The organism is Enterococcus sp. AMC1251, assembly GCF_058216535.1.
Genome location: NZ_CM177098.1, coordinates 869,609 through 889,433 on the forward strand (window position 1 = coordinate 869,609; position 19,825 = coordinate 889,433).

The window sequence follows — 19,825 nt, forward strand, 5'->3', positions numbered from 1 at the left end:
ACGATGAAAAAAATTTTAGAAGTCAATCATTTAAGTAAATCATATGGCTATCGAAATAATAAAGTACAAGTATTGAACAATCTTTCCTTTTCTGTTGATCAAGGTGAATTTGTAGGAATTATGGGACCAAGTGGTGCAGGAAAATCTACTTTATTGAGTACTATCTCAACAATTGCTTTACCGACTATAGGAACCGTTCGAATTGATGGTCAAGACATTTTAAAAATGCGGGATAATCAACTCAGTGATTTTCGTCGCAAAAAGCTAGGTTTCATCTTTCAAAATTTCAATTTAATGGACACGTTGACTGTAAAAGATAATATTTTGCTACCTTTGACTGTAGATCGAATATCTTTAGTTGAAATGGAGGAGCGCTTGACACATGTTGTCAGCGTTTTAGGGATAGAGCAACTATTGAACGCTTATCCAAACGCTATTTCTGTTGGACAAAAACAGCGAGTAGCAGCAGCACGTGCATTGATTACCAAACCTAAAATAATTTTTGCAGATGAGCCGACAGGATCTTTGGATTCTAAATCAGCAGCTGAGTTACTACAATATATGACAAATATGAACTTACAAGATGATGCGACGATCATTATGGTCACTCATGATCCTTATACTGCAAGTTACTGCAATCGTATTTTATTTATTAAAGATGGTGTGATTTTTTCAGAAGTCGTCAGACAAGGTTCCCGAAAGGAATTTTTCAATCGAGTGATCGATATGCAAGCAACGATTGGTGGAGGTGGTCGTGCCAATGATTTTTAATTTGTCTTGGAAAAATTTTAAAGGTCAATTTCTCAATTATCTGGTTTATTTTGTCAGTATGACCTTTGCAGTAGTTGTTTACTATTGTTTTAGTGCGATTACCTATAATAGGACATTTGCTAATAGAGTCGGACAAGAGGTTCATATCAACGGTACTATGAATTTAGGCGGTTTTCTTGTTGTAGTCATGATTTTAGGATTTATGCTTTCGGCGAATCATTTCTTCCTATCAAAACGAGGTAAAGAAATTGGTCTGTATCATTTAATCGGAATGCGAAAAGGGCAGATATCCTATTTGTTTTTTGTGGAAACTATTCTTTTAGGTTTAGTATCTTTAGTTACTGGGATTCTTCTAGGTATTATTTTGTCTAAGTTATTTTCGATGATTCTTGCAAAAGCGATGTTTTTGCAAGTAGAGAGTTTGTTTTTTGTTTCAATTCCATCGATGATTCAAACAAGCGGAGTATTTGGATTCATGTTGTTAGTTGTTTCTCTTCGAAGTAGTTGGCTGATTTATCGTTACCAGATAACAAACTTGTTTAAACCAAGTCAAAAAAATACAGACACTCCAAATAAACTGCCTCTATTAAAGGGATGCTTAGGTATTCTTGGTGTAGTACTTATTATTTCGGGTTATTTTTTGTCTTATAATGTCATTCGCTTTGGGCTAGTTTTGAAGCACACTTCACTAGGTTTGGCTGGTTTTTTTATTGCCCCTGTGGTGATTATGGTTACTTGTATGGTGGGGACGTATCTATTTTTTAAATATACAATGTACTTGATTGCATTTTTGTTTGGGAAAAATAAATTTAATTATTATCGAAATTTGAATATGTTAGCTTTAGGAAATGCAAAACTACATATAAAAAGAAGCGGAAATACATTATCTTCCGTGACTATTTTTATTGCGATTGCACTTGGGATGATCGGTGGCGCTGCATCTATTTATACGATAGGAATGAATTCAGTGAATACAATGGCCCCCACTGATTTTATAGTTGCTGAAGATAATTTTAAAGAAATAGAACAAATAATTGAAAAAGCACCTGAAACAACAATAGATTCTTTAGTCAAATTGAATTATAAGTTGACGGGTAGCCAATTTCGTCTTAGTATTGGACAGGATGAAAAAGAAAATGCACTAGATCCTATAAATATATTATCACTTTCAAATTATCAAGAATTTCAAAAAATAAACCCGTATTTAAAAGATATCCATCTAAAAAATAAACAGGCTATTTTCATTATAGACAGTGTTCAAAATATTCTAGGTGGTTTTATTCATTATGATTCTACTATTCATCTACCAGAGGGAATAGAACTTCATGTTTCCGATGTACGACCAGATTATTTAGGGCAAGTTTTATTAAGATACAGTTTTCCTACAATCGTTGTATCCGATGAACAATTTAATGAAATCAATTCTGGCATCACATATACGCTTAGAGCGTTTAATATTAAAACAACACAGGAAGAATCTCTAGCTAATAAGTTATCTGAATCTGTAGAACCAAATTGGGGTTCATCTATTTATTACAAGTATCAATGGATTAATAATCAGCTGGAAGGCTATACGTCGAAAACTAGTCAATTACCTGATAAAGAGAATTCACAAGAGTTTTCAGAAGAAGGTGAACAGGAATATTCCCAATTAAACTACACTAGTCGTTTCACGGAATTAAGATACCAAAGAAGAGTAATGGGATTATTTATTTATGTAGCAATGTTTTTGGGCATCTTAGCCTTGATCATCACAGGCAGTATTTTGATGTTACAGCAATTTTCTGAAGCTGAGCGAGAAAAAGAAAGCTATGATTTATTAAAGAAAATTGGTATTCCTAAGAGAGAAATCACTAAACTTGTCTATCAACAAAACAGCATTATTTTCTTCCCACCGATGATTATCGGTGTTTTACACGCAACCTTTGCGATTTATGTTTTTAGCAAATATATCACAAGTTCTGGTTATTGGTTGGCCTACCTTTCTTGCGGGCTGTTGATTTTGATTTATTTAGCATATTACTTCTTAACTTCAGCGATTTATTCACGAATTATCCATGGGAGAGATCGGTAATAATTAAATTTTTTTAAAATGAATTATATATAATATTTAACAGAAAAAAATTTTATATTGTATTTTCTTTACTATAAATAGGGGGAACAAGGATGTTTATTTTTTGTTCCGCCTTTTTTTGTGTGTAAGTGACAAAACTGTTAGCGAAAAAGAAGTTTTTGTTCGTGAATTCAGTTTCTTTTCTTATTTCTTTTGATTACAATAGCAGTACGAAAAAAGTGAGTATGTATAAATTTGGAGGCATAAAATAGGATGAAACGATATTTTGATACACCTAGTATAAAGTACTGGGGCAAATTCATTGGTAAAACCGTTTTTTATTTTGGAATATTGTTGATGTTGATTTATTTATATCATTATAAAAATATTGATGGCGGCTCGTTTATTTATAATGAGTTTTAAGGAGGAGAGACTTCATGGCGATTTTAAATATTATTGAAGCGATTGATCGTTGGGCAATGAAGGAGCCAAACCGACCTGTTTATATTGAAACTAATCGAATATATACCTATGGAGAGTTGAAGAAAGACTCAGAAGCAGTGGCTGCATATTTGCAAAAAAACATAGGGCGCACTCGTCCAATCGTTATATATGGAGAATTAGAATTTGAAATGCTGGTGTGTTTTTTAGGTGCATCAAAAGCCGGGCATGCTTATATACCGATCGATGCACATACACCAAAAGAAAGAGTTGAAATGATTTTAGAAGTAGCGGATCCGGCATTGATTTTTTCTGTCAAGGAATGGCCCGGGCTAGAAACAACTGCTGAGATCGTTTCCCTAGAAAAAATGCAATATATTTGTTCAAAACCGTGGATATTAGACAGACCACTTGAACCAGTTGTAGAATCAGAAAACTATTATATTATTTTTACCTCCGGTACAACGGGTGTGCCTAAAGGTGTTCAAATCAGTCATACAAATCTTTTGAGCTTTGTTAATTGGACATTGGCAGATTTTGGGATCATTGAAGGCATGCGCTTTTTATCTCAAGCACCCTATTCATTTGATTTATCAGTGATGGATATCTATCCAGCCTTGACTTCTGGTGGTTCTTTAACGCCGATGCGAAAAGAAATCATCAATGACTTTAAACAATTGTTTACTGTATTGCCGTCCTTAGAAATAGAAGTTTGGGTATCGACACCGTCATTTGTGGATATTTGTTTGATGGAACCGACCTTTGACGGAGAACATGTTGAGCATTTGAAGATTTTTCTATTTTGTGGGGAAGAGTTACCTAAAATAACAGCGCAGAAGTTATTGGAACGTTTTCCTAAAGCCCGCATATTTAATACGTACGGACCAACAGAAACAACAGTAGCTATTTCTGGTGTGGAGATTACACAAGAACTACTAAACAAACATAGTCGCGTACCAATCGGTCATGTGAAAAATGATACCAATGTTTACATCATGAATGATGGGCAAGAAGTCCCGGTAGAAGAAGTTGGAGAAATCGTGATCGCAGGTCCCAGTGTTTCTAAAGGCTATCTAAACAATCCAGAAAAAACTAATACTGCTTTTTTTGAATATAAAGGTCAGCTGGCATATCATACAGGTGATGCGGGAAAGCTAAAAGACGACATGTTGATCTATGATGGACGGATCGATTTTCAGATTAAGCTTCATGGCTATCGCATTGAACTCGAAGATATCGATCATCATTTAGCAGATGTTTCTTATGTGAAGCAAGCGGCAGTCGTACCGAAATACCAAAATCATAAGGTTCAGCAATTAGTTGCTTTTGTGGTTGCTAATTCTCATGATTTTGAAAAAGAATTTAAATTAACAAAAGCCATCAAAGAAGAATTAAGTTTGTCGGTAATGGATTACATGATTCCTCAGAAATTCATTTATTTGGAACAGCTGCCGTTGACAGCTAATGGAAAGATCGACCGTAAAGGACTGATGAATGAGGTGAATGCAACGTGATCGATTTTCCTAACATGATTCCGTACGCGAAACCGATTTATTTTGTTTACTTGCTGATCGCACTTTTACCAATGATTTTTACCTTATTAATTAAAAGGAAACGCTGGGCATGGTATCAAGTTCTAATTACGCTGTTTTTTTTATGGATAAGTTTTAGCGGCGAATATTGGAAACAAGGTATAGCGCTAATCATCTATGTCATCTGGCAGACGATCTTGGTTTGGTTTTATTTTCATTATCGCCAAAAGAAAAATGCAAGTAGAATCTTTTATCTAGCTGTGTTTTTAGCAATCTTACCGTTAACTTTAGTTAAAATAGCTCCTTTTGTTTCAGGGCATACTTCATTACTATACTTTTTAGGTATTTCCTATTTGACCTTCAAAGCTGTGCAAATCATCATGGAAACGCGTGATGGTATGATCAAAGAATATACTATCTTCCGTTACATCGAATTTCTATTATTCTTTCCAACGATTTCATCAGGACCAATTGATCGTTATCGTCGTTTTGAAAAAGATGTGGAAAACCCTCCATCACCTGAAAAGTATGTTGATTTATTAGGGAAAGGAATTCATAATTTTTTCTTAGGTTTTTTATATAAATTTATTATTGGCTATTATTTTGGACAAGTACTGCTACCAGTTGCGACTAAGATGGCTTTAAAAACAGGTGGTTTATCTTGGGAGTTAGTCGCTTATATGTATATTTATAGTATGTATCTATTTTTTGATTTTGCTGGCTATAGCTTGTTTGCTGTTGGAACTAGTTATTTGATGGGATATGATACACCAGGTAACTTTAACAAGCCTTTTCTGAGTTGGAATATCAAAGAATTTTGGAATCGTTGGCATATGACGCTATCCTTTTGGTTCCGTGATTATGTTTATATGCGTTTGATGTTTACCTTGATCAAGAAAAAAGTATTTAAGAGTAGAATCGTAGCTTCAAATGTTGGGTATTTTGCTTTGTTCTCACTGATGGGGGCATGGCACGGACTGACGTGGTATTATCTAGCATATGGATTTTATCATGCTACGTTGATATGTTTGACCGATGCTTGGCTGCGTTTTAAGAAAAAACATAAAGAGCATATTCCTTCGAATAAATTCACACACGCTTTTGCGATTTTCTTAACGTTCAATGCTGTTTGCGTTAGTTTCTTGATTTTCTCAGGATTTTTGGATAAATTATTCTTTAAATAAAAAAATGACCTACAGCTTAAAGCTGTAGAACAAAGGAGAACTACACATGAATATAGAAGAAACAGTTTTAAACTTGTTAGAAGAAATTACTGGTACAGGCGAAGTAAAAGAAAACAGAGATGTTGATTTATTTGAAGAAGGCTTGATGGATTCTTTAGCAACAGTTCAGTTGTTAGTTGAGATTGATGGACAATTAGGTGTACAAGTACCAGTTTCAGAATTTGACCGCAATTTATGGAACACTCCTAATAAAATTATCGAACAAGTGAAAGTTTTACAATAATGAGTATGAAAAAAAAACTCTTTGGAATCTTTGGACCAATCTTGATTTCCGCGGTTCTACTAGTTGTTTTTTTCTTAGCACCTTTTAAAGTAGATTGGGACAGTAAACATGTATTAGAGAAGGCGTCCACATCTATGGCGACCAATGTGCTTAGGGGAAATGCAATCAAAAATAAAGCGATTGGTTCAAAGAAATACATTCCATTTTTTGGCTCTTCGGAGCTGAGCCGAATCAGTTCGTTTCATCCTTCTGTTCTAGCAGATAAATATAATCGAGATTACCGTCCCTTTTTATTAGGAGCACCAGGTACCCAGTCTTTAACTCAGTCTTTGATGATGCAATCGATGGAGAAAAATCTATCTCATAAAAAAGTTATCTTTATTATTTCGCCACAGTGGTTTGTGAAAGAGGGTGTAACCAAGGATTATTTTAATGCCCATTATTCTGAGTTGCAAACTTATCAATGGATCAGTGATTTAGAAAAAGTAACGGATGGAGATAGGTATCTGGCTAAACGTTTAATGGATTTTTCAAAAGTAAAAGAAGATAAGCGTTTAACTCGCGTGTTAAAAAGTATCGTTTCCGAAAAATTACCGAGTACGTCAGATAAACAATACATTGATTTGGTAATCAATATGATTTCCCGTGAAGATGAATTATTTGGCAAAATAGGTATGGTAAGTAAAGAAAAAGCAATCAAAGAAGCTGAACAACGATTGCCTAATGACTATAACGTTAATGAACTAGATCAATTGGCCACTGAAATCGGTCAGAAGGCGACTAATAATAATTCTTTTGAAATTTCAAATTCATTTTATGATAAACGTCTAAAAAAGAAATTAAATCGTTTAGAAAATTCTCAGACAAAATTGGATTATCGCTTCTCTCCCGAATTTTCTGATTTACAGCTAGTACTGAGTCAGTTAGCTCAAGATAATGCTGAAGTATTGTTTATTATTCCACCGGTAAATAAGTATTGGTCGGATTTTACGGGACTTTCTCAAGAAATGTTGCAAGAATTTTCGAGAAAAGTCAACTATCAATTAACGAGCCAAGGATTCAATAATATTGCTGATTTTACAAAAGAATGTGATACTCAATATTTTATGGCAGATACCATTCACCTTGGTTGGCGAGGCTGGCTTGCCGCTGATCAGCGAATTCAACCATTTCTAAAAAAAGAGTCTACTACAGAACCAAACTACAAGTTGGATTCGTCCTTTTATTTAAAAGAATGGCAGCAAAAACAGCCGAAAGATATAAAAGAATAGCTAATTATACTTCACTGGCAAGATAAAAATTCATTTCAAAATTACCTGCATTTTTGAAGAAAAACTACGTTCAAAGAATAAAATATAGTAGCCACGGAAAATAATATTTTTTTTTGTTAAAAAAGAATATAAAAAGTATAATAAACTAGCATCTAAAAAGAGAAGGGAGTTTTATATTTTGGATAAAAGAGAAGAAGAAATGCTGATTGAGTTAACCAATGCTAGAGGAGTACCTGGAAATGAAGGGGAGGTTAGAGAGCTATTTAAGAAATATGCAACCCCTTTTGCAGATAAAATCATGTATGATGGGTTAGGTAGTATTATCGCCAAACGTGTTGGAGATAAAGAAGGACCAAAAGTTTTCTTTTCTGGACACTTAGATGAAGTCGGTTTTATGGTGACGCAAATCACAGAAAAAGGTTTTATTAAATTCCAAACACTTGGCGGCTGGTGGGGACAAGTCATGCTGGCTCAGCAAGTGCAAATTAAAACTGGGAAAGGTGATTTGGTTCATGGAGTGATCGGTTCAAAGCCTCCTCATGTTTTAACAGCAGAAGCTAGAAAACAACCTTATGATGTAGCGGATATGTTTGTTGATATTGGTGCATCTAATGATAAAGAAGTCGCAGAATGGGGCATTAAACCAGGAGATATGATCACACCCTATATTGAATACCGGCGGATGAATAATACTAAATTTATGTTGGCTAAAGCTTGGGACAATCGCATTGGTACGGCTGTGTCCTTAAAAGTATTGGAAAATTTAGCGACAGCAGGACATCCCAATATTTTATTTGCCGGTAGTGACGTACAAGAAGAAGTTGGATTACGCGGAGCTCAAACAAGTACACATTTAGTTGATCCAGATATTGCCTTTGCATTAGATACTGGAACCGCTGGTGATACGCCAGGAATGACCCCAAAAGAAGCTGATTCTGAATTAGGGAAAGGACCGCAAATCCTAATTTTTGACGCTTCAATGATTCCGCATAAAAAATTACGTGATTTTGTAATCCAAGTAGCAGAAGAAAATAATATTCCTTTCCAATATACTGTAATTACGGGTGGAGGAACGGATGCTGGCAGAATGCATTTAACGAGAAATGGGGTACCTTCACTTGCGATCACTGTTCCAGTTCGTTATCTACATTCGCACACATCAATGATCCATGAAGATGATTATTTAAATACTGTCAAATTAGTTACTGAAGTTATTAAACGACTAGACAAAGAAACTGTAGAGAAGCTTCGCAGCTATTAAACAAAGAGGAGATTAGACAAATGAACAGTCAAATTACAAATGCAATGCATCGAGAACAAGCACGGATATCATTAAAAAACCAATGGGGAACAATGGCTTGGATTACATTTTTAGCGGTATTTATCCGCTTTATTATAGGCTCAGTGATTGGTGGTATTGCTAATTTACCGAAAGATAGTGCTAGCAACAATTTTATGTCATTCTTACTAAATAACTTCCTCTTTTTTGCGATTACCTATGGAACTTATTATTGTGCGCTACAAGTATTAAGAGGAAAAAAAGTTCAATCAGGAATGTTAACAACTATTTTTCAAGGTAAGTTTTACCTTCCAATGTTGTTGATCAATCTCATTCAATACTTTGTTGAATTAGTGCTGAATTTAATTGTGCTACTTCCAATACTTTTATCATACGGAGTTACGATGTACTTTGGATTGATGTTTAATACTGTATCGGTTGATAAATTTCAAACTCAAATGGGCGGAGATATCTTTTTAGCGTTATCATTACTTATTTTTGGATTTTTAATGATTTTAGTAGGTGTTTTTGTTAGTGGAGTATTCCAGTTTGCCATTTGGGTAAAACTGGATGATCCAGAATTATCAGTAGGAGATGCTCTAAAATATGCAATGTTCTTGATGAAAGGTCGTTTTGGTCAATACTTACTTCTACAAATCTCATTTATCGGTTGGTTTATTATCGGTGCTTTAGTTTTCGGAATCGGTTTGTTATGGGTGATTCCGTATCATAATGTTGCAGTGGCAAGCTTTTATGATACGGCTCGCGAAGAAAAAGGAGCACCCAAAATAATTGAATAAATTAAATGAAAAAGCAGAACAGTCTTTTATTAGACAGGTTCTGTTTTTTTGATTTAGATGGTCAGACGATGAATACTGGCGAGATAAAATAGAACGTTTAAGTACAAATAATTGTCGTTATTTTCCTGTTTTATGTTACCATTAAGTGAAGAAAAATCAAGGAGGAATGAAGTTGAAAATAACCGTTTTAGGCTGTTTAGGTGCTTACCCATATAAAGGAGAAGGGACTAGCTCTTATCTACTAGAATCAGATGGATTTAAGCTATTATTAGATGCTGGAAGCACTACATTAATCAATTTACAAGAGCATCTTGATCCGTTAGCGTTGGATGCTGTGATCTTATCTCATTACCATTATGATCATATCGCAGACCTCGGTGTTTTACAGTACTATCGTCAGCTGTATCCAGTGATGGATCCAACACCTATTTTACCAATTTATGGACATACAGATGACATTCGTCATTTTGAATCATTGAATATGCCACATGTTTCAAAAGCAGTTCCTTATTTTGAAGCAGAAGAATTAAAATTAGGACCTTTCTTAGTGACATTTATGAAAACAATACATCCCGTCCCTTGTTATGCAATGCGTTTTGTTGAGGAAAAAACAGGGAAACTATTTGTATATACTGGAGATTCGGGTTATTTAGAAAGTTTTATTGAGTTTGCAAAGGATGCCGATGTCTTTTTGGCGGATACCTATTTATTTGAAGGTAATGAAAAGCATCATGCTCATTTTACTTCAAAAGAATCAGGGGAGATTGCTAAAGCAGCCGGTGTCAAACAACTGATTCTGACTCATTTACCTCAACATGGTGCTTTAGAAGAATTGAAACAGCAAGCTGAAAAAGCTTCGGGCAATCAGGTGTCAGTCCAATTAGCAGAAAAAAATTTAGTTATCGAAATTTAAGGAGTGTTGAATTATGATTTTTGTACCGAATGAAAACAATGACCCAAGAGTCAATTTAGCGATTGAGACATATTTATTAAAAGAAAAACCATTAGATGAACCAATTTTATTATTCTATATCAACGATCCTTCAATTATAATTGGCCGCAACCAAAATACAATCGAAGAAATCAATAAAGAATATGTAGATAAACAGGGAATTCATGTAGTTCGTCGATTGAGCGGTGGCGGCGCTGTGTACCATGATCACGGAAATTTGAATTTTAGTTTTATTATGCCAGATGATGGGAATTCTTTCCGTGATTTTACGAAAGTAACGCAACCAATTATTCAAGCGCTACACGAATTAGGTGTTTCTGGTGCGGAATTAAAAGGACGAAATGATTTAGTCATTGATGGAATGAAATTTTCTGGGAATGCGATGTATGCGACAGCAGGCAGAATGTTCGCACATGGTACGTTGATGTTTGATAGTAATATTGATGAAGTAGTGAATACATTGAAAGTCCGCAAAGATAAAATTGAATCAAAAGGTATCAAATCTGTTCGTTCTCGAGTGACGAATATCAAGCCATTTCTACCCGCAGATAAACAAGAGATGACGACAGAAGCATTTCGTGAAGATATCTTATTGAAAATTTTCGGTGTAGACGCAGTAGATCAGGTAAAGATGTATGAACTAACAGAGAAAGACTGGGAAAAAATCAACAAAATCTCAGACGAATATTACCGTAGTTGGGAATGGAACTATGGAAAATCACCAGCCTTTAACTTAGAACGCCATCAGCGCTTCCCTATTGGTTCTATTGATGCACAAATGAATGTGGAAGAGGGCGAAATCAAGGGAATCAAACTCTTTGGTGATTTTTTTGGATTAGGTGAAATCAAAGATGTTGAAGAAATTTTAACAGGTACAAAATATGAAAAAACTGCAATCGAAATAGCTGTAGATATGATCGACATAAAAAAATACTTTGGCAATATTGAAAAAGAAGACTTAGTTAACTTGTTATATTAAAGTGTTAAAAGTCCTTGCTATGAGAATTATTAGCAGATAAACATAACAAGCAGAACTTAGTTTGTTTGAAGGACAAAGGAGCCAACTCTACTCATTAATTATTCGGGTTTTATGAGTGTGGGACAAAACGAAAGATCAGTTTTGTCCCACACTCTAAATCCGAATAAACGACGAGAAAAAAGCAGCGACTACGCTTCGCTTCGATCACATCAAATTCTAAGTGCTAAAGCACAAAGTTTTGAAGACTTCGGAAATAAGCTGAAATTACTGTGAAACACAGCGAGGTACGAGCTGATGCAGAATAGTACCTACTTGGTCACAAAAATTTGAAAAGCACTTTTCGTGCATTCTCTCTTATTTCTCGGAGCTAAACGCTGTTGTCTCGGCCTCATTTGTTTTTTTCTTAAAAAACTAAATAATTTACTTTATCGCTTGATAAGGATATACTAAAAAAAACAAGTTGGTGGTGCAATATAGTGAAAAAAATTATAGTAATTGGTGCTGGAACGGCTGGTTTAGCAGCTGCTATTCGTTTGCAACATGAAGGCTATGACGTTCATCTATACGAGAAAAATAAGCAAGTCGGCGGTAAAATGTATCAGATCAAAGAAAAAGGATTTACTTTTGATGTAGGTCCAACGATTGTTATGATGCCTGATATCTATCGTGAGGTATTTGAACAATGTGGAAAAGATCCTGAACAATATATACCCATGAAAAAAGTTGATCCGATGTTATCTTTAAACTTTCCGAATGAAGAAACGTTGAATATGTCATCTGATCTAGTTTCTTTGACGACTCTTTTAGAAGGGATTTCAGAAGATGATATGCAAGGATATCTAGAATATTTAGCCAGTATTTATAAGCGTTATCAAATTGCTAAAAAAGCGTTTATTATGAAATCTTTTCGGTCTTTTTGGGATTTTTATAATCCAAAATCGTTAATTGATGGTTTTAGATTACATACATTTAATGATGCATATAGCTCTATTTCAAAATTTGTAAAAGACGAAAGGCTACGTAAAGCTTTAGCTTTTCAAACTCTGTATATAGGGGTTTCTCCTTACAATGGTCCTTCACTTTATACGATTATTCCTATGATTGAATTAATTTATGGTATTTGGTTTATTGAAGGTGGCATGTACACATTGGCTACGGGAATGGCAAAAGCATTTGAAGAGCTTGGTGGAACTATCCATTTGAATACTGATGTGAAGGAAATTATCATAGAAAATAAACAAGCAAAAGGAATCAGATTAGAAGAAGGAATTATTTCAAGCGATTACGTGGTTTGTAATGCTGATTTTCCTTATGCAATGAAATCTTTGCTGCCAGATGAGAAAACGCGAGGTAAATATACAGATAAAAAAATTGATAAGATGGACTATTCATGTTCATGCTTTATCCTTTATTTAGGATTAGATAAAAAATATCCTGTTGAATCACTTCATACAATTCGATTTGCGAAAGATTTTGAAAAAAACATTAATGATATTTTTGAAGAAGGGAATTTACCTGAAGATCCGTCCTTTTATGTGTATGTTCCGTCGTCAATCGATGAAAGTCTTGCACCTGAAGGGCATGAAGGAGTCTACATTTTAGTTCCTGTTCCAGAACTTTCTCAAGGGGTTCTTTGGGACACATCAACAACGAAAGAATTTCGCGAGAACGTTATCAAATTAGTCAAAAAAGAAACGATTTTTTCTGATATAGAAGAACATATCGTTTATGAAACAATTTATACACCTGAAGATTTTAAACAAAATTTTAATGCGTATAATGGAGCAACTTTTGGATTAAAACCAACTTTAAAACAAAGTAATTACTATCGTCCTCATAATAAATTTGACTATGCGGATAAGCTATATTTTTGTGGTAGTAGCACACATCCAGGTGCGGGAGTTCCTATTGTTTTAACAAGCGCCAAGTTAGCAGCGGAGGAGTTGTTGAAAGATGATGCAAAGAAAAAATGAGTTAAATGAACTATTTTCGATGTACGCATCTGATTTTGTTTTATGTGAACAAACGATTCGTAAGCATTCAAAAAGTTTTTATAAAGCATTCTCTAAACTTCCAAAGCAAAAAGCATTAAGTATTTTTGCAATTTACTCTTTTTGTCGTGAGGCGGATGACAGTATTGATGTGCACAATGATATCAATCGTCTAAACAGATTAAAGCAAGAGTTAGATAATTTTTTGATTGGTGAAATTCCAGATCGCTATTTTTGGCGTGCGTTAGTTCCAGTGTTTGAGACCTATCAAATGGATCAGCAGTCTTTTTACGATATGTTGCTAGGTCAAGAGATGGATTGGCGATTCCAGCAACCTGAAACACAAGCTCAATTAGAAGATTATTCGTATTATGTTGCGGGTTCTGTTGGATTGATGTTACTTCCGATACTGTCAGATAAAGCGCAGAATATAAAGGAACAAGCGATCCAATTAGGGAAAGCAATGCAGATCACGAACATATTAAGGGATATTGGAGAAGACTTAAAAAATCAACGTGTGTATCTTCCTAAAAATGTAATGGATACATGTAGCGTTTCATTAGAGATGCTAGAAAAAGAGATAATTAATAATTCTTTTATCGATTTATGGGAATATGAGGCAAATAGAGCAGAACAATTATATACAAAATCCTTAACGATGCTTCCTAGTATAGATGAAGATTGTCAAGAAGCGCTACTGTTATCCATTTATTTTTACAAAGGAATTTTAGATGCGGTCAGACAAAATAATTATCAATGCTACAACAAAAGAAATTTTGTGAAAAAAACGCAACAATTTGAACTTTATCAAATGGTGAAAAGTCGATTGAGAAGTAATTTAAGTGAATAAGACAGTTCTAATTAGCGATTATCTCATGTGTACAACTGTTGAAAATACTTGTTTTTATTGAAAAACAGTAAAGAAAGCCTATTATCTGAAAAGAATTTCTGTTATATTACTATTTAGTGAACAATAGAAATGATAGATATGTGGAAGGATGAATAACGTGCGAAACGAAATGATGCATCGACCAGTTATCAAACAAGAACTTGTCGATTTTATGCGAAATAAACAGAAAAAAATTCATGGTGAATTAGGTGTGATTGAAGAAGAAGCGCACGAGGCAGGAGTGCCAATTATTCCTCATGAAACAGTTGTCTTTCTACAATTTTTCTTAGATCAAATCAAACCCAAAAGTATTTTAGAAATAGGGACAGCAATTGGTTTTTCTTCTAGTCTGATGGCCCAATTCGTTGGAGAAGATGGTCACGTCACTACGATTGATCGTTTTGATGTGATGATTAGAAAAGCAAAAACAACCTATGAACGTTTAGGTCTGACTGATAAAGTTACGCTATTAGAAGGACAAGCTGCAGAGGTTTTGCCAACATTAACAGGTCCGTATGATTTTATTTTTATGGATAGCGCCAAATCAAAATACATTGAATTTTTACCTGAATGTTTACGTTTATTACGTGTTGGCGGTGTATTGATGGTGGATGATGTTTTTCAGGCAGGTACAATTTTAGACCCTATCGAAGAAATTCCACGTAGTCAACGTACGATCCATAGAAAATTAAACCAATTTTTAGACACAGTCATGACTCATCCAGATTTGACTTCTACGTTATTGCCACTTGGTGATGGCGTGATCATGATTACAAAAGACAAAGAAATAACTGAATAAAAACTATACGACTTGGGTCAAGATGTACTTATTTTGATCTAAGTTTTTTGTGTGAGGATAGAGGCGTGAGTAAAAATGAAGTCAGATGGAGAAAAGCGTCAAGTACTAAACAAGATAGTAGAGCACTTTGGTTTCTAGTATTGGTGGGAAGATGAAAATCGTATATCTGATTGGGTATCGATGATTTTGATTCAGCAAACAACTGAAAAAAATGCCAATGAAACATTTAAAAATTTAAAACCTTATTTAACGATTGAAAAACTCCGAGACATTGAGGTAGAAGAATGCCAAGAATTGATTTGTCCCGCAGGATTTTTCAAACAAAAAAGGGACTATGTCAAGGCACTGATCCATTGGTTTGATTCTCATAACAGAGATTTTGATCAATTCTCTGTGTATTCAACGGATCAGTTAAGGACAATTAAAGGCATTGGCAGATGAGATGCTGCTTTATATCTTTGAACGTAATGTTTTTATTGCTGGTCAAAAGGCCATTCGCCTTTCTAATCGTTTAGGATTTGATCCATATAAGACGTATGAAGAAATGTGTAAGGGTTCCATTCACTCAGCTTAAAGTCTCTCATGATTTATGTAAAGAATTTCAATAAAGACAAAACCAAGGATGAATCATTTTTGATCTCCTGAGTGAAGTTTTATTTTCTAATTTATTTTTCTAAAGACAGTAAAGCCGATTGAGTAGCGTGGATTGTAGTAGTATCAAAAAGTGGGGGTATCCTCTTGATTAATCAGCATACCGATTTCTGTACAGCCTAAGATAACTCCTTCAGCACCTTGTTGACTTAACTTAGCGACAATATCTAAATAGAACTGTTTGGATATTGTCGTTGTTTTTCCTAAACATAGCTCTTCATAAATAATTTTACTAATCCGTTCGCGATCTACTTGTTCTGGAATAATCACATCGATACCATTATCTTCAATAACTTTCTTATAAAAATCTTCTTCCATTGTAAATTTTGTACCAAGTAAACCAACCTGCTTTATATTGTTTCGTTTTAATTCAGTTGCGGTCACTTTCGCAATATGAATAATCGGAATCGTGATTTTTTGCTGGATTATTTCCGCAACTTTATGCATGGTATTTGTACAAATAACGATATAATCTGCACCTGCTTTTTCCAAAGAAAGACAAGCTTCTGCTAAAAGTTCTGCACTTTTAACCCATTGATTTGAAAATTGATAGGTTTCAATTTCCTGAAAATCAACACTAAATAAAATACATTTTGCAGAGTGCAGTCCACCCAATTCAGATTTGATAGTCTCGTTGATCAGTTTATAATAGTCAGCAGAACTTTCCCAACTCATTCCGCCTAATAACCCAATTGTTTTCATTTTGTTTCCCCCAAAGATCATTTTTTGTTAAGTATACCAAATAATTAAGGTGCGTGCTTTAGAGTTTATTTATTATACTATGTAGTTATGGTCAAAAGTAGTTTAAATGAAACTATTTGATGGTATTGAGAATGAAAGAGCTATTTTCTCAAAGAAAAGACGAAAATGGCAAAAATAAAATGGTTTAACTATAATAATTCTATTGACATAATAATTTTAAATTGATACGATTGTAAAGTAGGAAATTATCTTGAATTTAAAAAATTGGAGGAATAAATAATGAATTTAATCAACACAAAACTATTAGACTTTGAATGTGACGCTTACCAAGATGGAGAGTTTATCAAAGTATCAACGGCAGACATATTAGGTAAATGGAGTATTTTCTTCTTCTACCCAGCTGATTTTTCATTTGTTTGTCCAACAGAACTTGGCGACATGCAAGATCACTACGATCACTTAAAAGAGCTGAATTGTGAAGTTTATTCTGTATCTGAAGATAGCCACTTTGTGCATAAAGCATGGGCGGATGCGACGGATACAATTGGTAAAATTAAATACCCAATGTTAGCTGACCCAAATGGAAAAATTGCTCGTTTCTTCGGTGTTTTAAATGAAGATTTAGGTCAAGCATACCGTGGCACATTTATCGTTAGCCCAGAAGGCGAAATCAAATCATACGAAATCAATGATATGGGTATTGGCCGTAATGCTGATGAGCTAGTTCGTAAATTAGAGGCTTCTCAATTTGTAGCAGAACATGGCGATAAAGTTTGTCCCGCAAACTGGAAACCAGGTGAAGAAACAATCGCGCCAAGTTTAGACTTAGTTGGTAAAATCTAAACGATTAAATAGATAACTGTAAGACTTCCTTTTTTAGGAAGTCTTTCTTAAAATTTCAAGATTAAAATAATGAATTTTATAAAAGGAGAACACAGATGAGCCAAGAAATTTATGATTTGATCGTAATCGGCGGTGGTTCTGCTGCATTATCAGCAGGAATTTACGCAGGTCGTGCGATGTTAGACACATTGATTATTGAAAAAGATAAGATTGGCGGACAAGTAACGACGACTTCTGAAATCGTGAACTATCCAGCGATTCGAGCAACAACAGGTCCAGAATTGATGGAAGACATGCGTTTACAAGCGTTGGATTTTGGTGTTGAATTTACAACAGATGAAATTATTGATGTAGATTTAAGCCAAACTATCAAAACAGTGAAATCAGCTACTAAAACCTACCAAGCCTATGCGGTAATCATTGCAACTGGTGCTTCAGCACGTAAAATAGGTTTTCCAGGTGAAGTTGAATTTACAGGACGTGGAATTGCCTATTGCTCGACTTGCGATGGTGAATTTTTCCAAGGATTAGATATTTTTGTACTTGGCGGCGGTTATGCAGCGGCGGAAGAAGCAGTTTATTTAACTCGTTACGGAAAATCAGTCACAATGATTATTCGTGAACCTGATTTTACCTGTGCCAAACTAACTGCTGAAGCAGCTAAACAACATCCAGACATCAAGATTGTTTACAATACAGAAGTCAAAGAAATCACTGGAGATGACTTTGTTCGCAAAGCCGTTTTTGTTAATAATGAAACAGGCGAAGAAACAACATACGAGGCACCAGCTGACAGTACGTTTGGCATGTTTGTCTTCGCTGGAAATAAACCAAGTACTGAGATCTTTGAAGGAAAAGTCGAATTAGATCGCGGCTATGTACCGACAAATGAAAATATGGAAACCAACGTACCTGGGGTTTATGCGGCGGGGGACTTACGTATCAAAGAGTTACGTCAAATCGTGACGGCTGTTGCAGATGGCGCAATCGCTGCAACCAATGCCCAAAAATATATCACAGAAGAAAAAACAAAAGCCGGTTTGCCAATCGTTAATGAACGCATGGAAAAACGCTTAGCGAAGCAACATGCCGAAAATAAAGAAACACAACCAAAAGCAGAGAAGAAACCGACTAAAACAACTAGTGGAAATAACGCCTGGTTCCCAGATGCAATGAGAGAACAATTAGGTGGTATTTTCGATAAATTAACGAAAAATGTAACCTTATTACAAGTGATGGATAGCAGTGAAGAAAAATCACTTGAATTGAATTCTTTCTTAACAGAATTTGCCTCATTAAGTGATAAAATCTTGTTGGAAACCGTTCAAAAAGGGACTGATTCTGATGTAGAAACGAAATATGGGATTGATAAATTACCAAGTGTTGTTGTCTTAAATGACCAAGGGGAGTACACAGGGATCAAATTTAGCGGTATTCCAAGTGGACATGAAGTCAACTCAATCGTGTTAGCCGTTTATAATGTAGGAAGCACTGGACAGCCAATAGAGAAGCCAGTTGTTAATAAAATCAAAGAATTACCGAAGAAAAAAGTACAAATTTTCGTATCATTGACTTGTCATTATTGCCCAGATGTTGTAGCGGCGTGTCAACGAATCGCTTCGATCAATCACAATATTGAAGCCGAAATGATCGACATCGGTGTTTTCCCAGAATTGAAAACAGAAAAGAAAATTATGAGTGTCCCTGCGATGATCATTGATGATAAAGAGATTGTTTTTGGTTCGAAGAATATGGACGAGATTATTGAGATTTTAGAAAAATAAAAAAAGCCGAATCAACAGAACGATTTTGTTCTTGATTCGGCTCTTTTATTTTCATTTTTTTGCTTATTTAATCGTAACGAGTTTTTTCAATGGCTCAACGCCAAAATGTTTTTCTTGATACAACAGAATTTCAGCACAGGCTCGGCTATCTTCTAGAGCATCATGGTGATTATTCAATTGGATATCCAGATTCTCACAAACTGTATTTAATTTATGGTTTGGCATCTCTGGAAATAGCTTGCGACTTGTTTTCACTGTACAAAGTGAAAGATAATTTGGCTGATCAATACCATAATAATCCAAGCAACCAGCTAAAACACCACAGTCAAATGGGGCATTATGAGCGACGACTAAACTATTTGGTTTAAAGCAAGACTGGATTTGATGCCAAACATCAGGAAAAGTAGGTGCATCTGCCACATCTTCTGGTTTGATACCATGGATCTGGATGTTTTTCCAGAAAAAATCAGTATCTGGTTTAATCAAGGAATAATACTCATCAACAATTTTACTATTTTCTACCTTTATTAAAGCAACAGAACAGGCGCTATGTTTTGCATAGCTAGCCGTTTCAAAGTCTATGGAATAAAAATTCATAGTGATTATTCCTTTCAGTTCAAA

At 34.8% G+C, this 19,825-nt stretch carries 19 protein-coding genes and 1 pseudogene; 18 read left to right on the plus strand and 2 right to left on the minus strand.

What is annotated here, in order from left to right; genetic code table 11:
- Positions 1-3: 3 nt before the first annotated feature.
- The 16 genes from AC4BBR_RS04055 to AC4BBR_RS04130 all read left to right on the plus strand — a co-directional run bounded on the left by AC4BBR_RS04055 (position 4) and on the right by AC4BBR_RS04130 (position 15,798).
- Positions 4-771: an ABC transporter ATP-binding protein gene (locus AC4BBR_RS04055; RefSeq protein WP_490461288.1), complete on the plus strand. Its 768-nt coding sequence runs from the start codon at positions 4-6 to the stop codon at positions 769-771.
- On the plus strand, positions 761-2,845 hold the full coding sequence (locus AC4BBR_RS04060; protein ID WP_490461289.1) for an ABC transporter permease: 2,085 nt from the start codon (positions 761-763) through the stop codon (positions 2,843-2,845). Before AC4BBR_RS04055 ends, AC4BBR_RS04060 begins: the two co-directional genes overlap by 11 nt.
- 252 nt (positions 2,846-3,097) lie before the next feature.
- Complete coding sequence (locus AC4BBR_RS04065) at positions 3,098-3,247, plus strand: teichoic acid D-Ala incorporation-associated protein DltX (protein WP_490461290.1); 150 nt, start codon at positions 3,098-3,100, stop codon at positions 3,245-3,247.
- A gap of 14 nt (positions 3,248-3,261) precedes the next feature.
- Complete coding sequence (gene dltA, locus AC4BBR_RS04070; RefSeq protein WP_490461291.1) at positions 3,262-4,779, plus strand: D-alanine--poly(phosphoribitol) ligase subunit DltA; 1,518 nt, start codon at positions 3,262-3,264, stop codon at positions 4,777-4,779.
- On the plus strand, positions 4,776-5,981 hold the full coding sequence (dltB, locus tag AC4BBR_RS04075; RefSeq protein WP_490461292.1) for a D-alanyl-lipoteichoic acid biosynthesis protein DltB: 1,206 nt from the start codon (positions 4,776-4,778) through the stop codon (positions 5,979-5,981). Before dltA ends, dltB begins: the two co-directional genes overlap by 4 nt.
- 46 nt (positions 5,982-6,027) lie before the next feature.
- On the plus strand, positions 6,028-6,264 hold the full coding sequence (dltC, locus tag AC4BBR_RS04080) for a D-alanine--poly(phosphoribitol) ligase subunit DltC (RefSeq protein WP_490461293.1): 237 nt from the start codon (positions 6,028-6,030) through the stop codon (positions 6,262-6,264).
- Positions 6,264-7,535 (plus strand): D-alanyl-lipoteichoic acid biosynthesis protein DltD, encoded by a 1,272-nt coding sequence (dltD, locus tag AC4BBR_RS04085; protein ID WP_490461294.1) that lies wholly within the window; start codon positions 6,264-6,266, stop codon positions 7,533-7,535. Before dltC ends, dltD begins: the two co-directional genes overlap by 1 nt.
- 178 nt (positions 7,536-7,713) lie before the next feature.
- Complete coding sequence (locus AC4BBR_RS04090) at positions 7,714-8,796, plus strand: M42 family metallopeptidase (RefSeq protein ID WP_490461295.1); 1,083 nt, start codon at positions 7,714-7,716, stop codon at positions 8,794-8,796.
- Between the two features lie 20 nt (positions 8,797-8,816).
- A complete protein-coding gene (locus AC4BBR_RS04095) occupies positions 8,817-9,614 on the plus strand; it encodes a DUF975 family protein (RefSeq protein WP_490461296.1) in 798 nt (265 codons plus the stop codon).
- Positions 9,615-9,786: 172 nt separating this feature from the next.
- Positions 9,787-10,527 (plus strand): MBL fold metallo-hydrolase, encoded by a 741-nt coding sequence (locus tag AC4BBR_RS04100; protein ID WP_490461297.1) that lies wholly within the window; start codon positions 9,787-9,789, stop codon positions 10,525-10,527.
- A 13-nt stretch (positions 10,528-10,540) separates the two neighbouring features.
- Positions 10,541-11,545 (plus strand): lipoate--protein ligase, encoded by a 1,005-nt coding sequence (gene lplA, locus AC4BBR_RS04105; RefSeq protein ID WP_490461298.1) that lies wholly within the window; start codon positions 10,541-10,543, stop codon positions 11,543-11,545.
- 476 nt (positions 11,546-12,021) lie between these two features.
- Positions 12,022-13,518 (plus strand): phytoene desaturase family protein, encoded by a 1,497-nt coding sequence (locus tag AC4BBR_RS04110; RefSeq protein ID WP_490461299.1) that lies wholly within the window; start codon positions 12,022-12,024, stop codon positions 13,516-13,518.
- Positions 13,499-14,386 carry a phytoene/squalene synthase family protein gene (locus AC4BBR_RS04115; RefSeq protein WP_490461300.1) on the plus strand — a complete coding sequence of 296 codons (888 nt, stop codon included), beginning with the start codon at positions 13,499-13,501 and terminating at the stop codon, positions 14,384-14,386. Before AC4BBR_RS04110 ends, AC4BBR_RS04115 begins: the two co-directional genes overlap by 20 nt.
- Positions 14,387-14,543: 157 nt before the next feature.
- Entirely contained in the window at positions 14,544-15,224 is a 681-nt protein-coding gene (locus tag AC4BBR_RS04120) for an O-methyltransferase (protein WP_490461301.1), read from the plus strand.
- 180 nt (positions 15,225-15,404) lie between these two features.
- Positions 15,405-15,665 (plus strand): hypothetical protein, encoded by a 261-nt coding sequence (locus AC4BBR_RS04125; protein ID WP_490461302.1) that lies wholly within the window; start codon positions 15,405-15,407, stop codon positions 15,663-15,665.
- Entirely contained in the window at positions 15,655-15,798 is a 144-nt protein-coding gene (locus tag AC4BBR_RS04130) for a hypothetical protein (RefSeq protein ID WP_490461303.1), read from the plus strand. The genes AC4BBR_RS04125 and AC4BBR_RS04130 overlap by 11 nt, the downstream gene beginning before the upstream one ends.
- 91 nt (positions 15,799-15,889) lie before the next feature.
- Here AC4BBR_RS04130 and AC4BBR_RS04135 read toward each other — a convergent pair.
- Positions 15,890-16,577 (minus strand): annotated as a pseudogene (locus AC4BBR_RS04135) (aspartate/glutamate racemase family protein).
- 279 nt (positions 16,578-16,856) lie between these two features.
- Here AC4BBR_RS04135 and ahpC point away from each other — a divergent pair.
- Together ahpC and AC4BBR_RS04145 are read left to right on the plus strand one after the other, a co-directional pair.
- A complete protein-coding gene (ahpC, locus tag AC4BBR_RS04140; protein WP_490461304.1) occupies positions 16,857-17,420 on the plus strand; it encodes an alkyl hydroperoxide reductase subunit C in 564 nt (187 codons plus the stop codon).
- A 95-nt stretch (positions 17,421-17,515) separates the two neighbouring features.
- Positions 17,516-19,204, plus strand: coding sequence for an FAD-dependent oxidoreductase (locus AC4BBR_RS04145; protein ID WP_490461305.1), 1,689 nt, complete (start codon positions 17,516-17,518; stop codon positions 19,202-19,204).
- Positions 19,205-19,267: 63 nt separating this feature from the next.
- Here the strand turns inward: AC4BBR_RS04145 and AC4BBR_RS04150 are convergent, their stop codons facing one another.
- Complete coding sequence (locus AC4BBR_RS04150; RefSeq protein WP_490461306.1) at positions 19,268-19,801, minus strand: 3'-5' exonuclease; 534 nt, start codon at positions 19,799-19,801, stop codon at positions 19,268-19,270.
- Positions 19,802-19,825 lie beyond the last annotated feature (24 nt).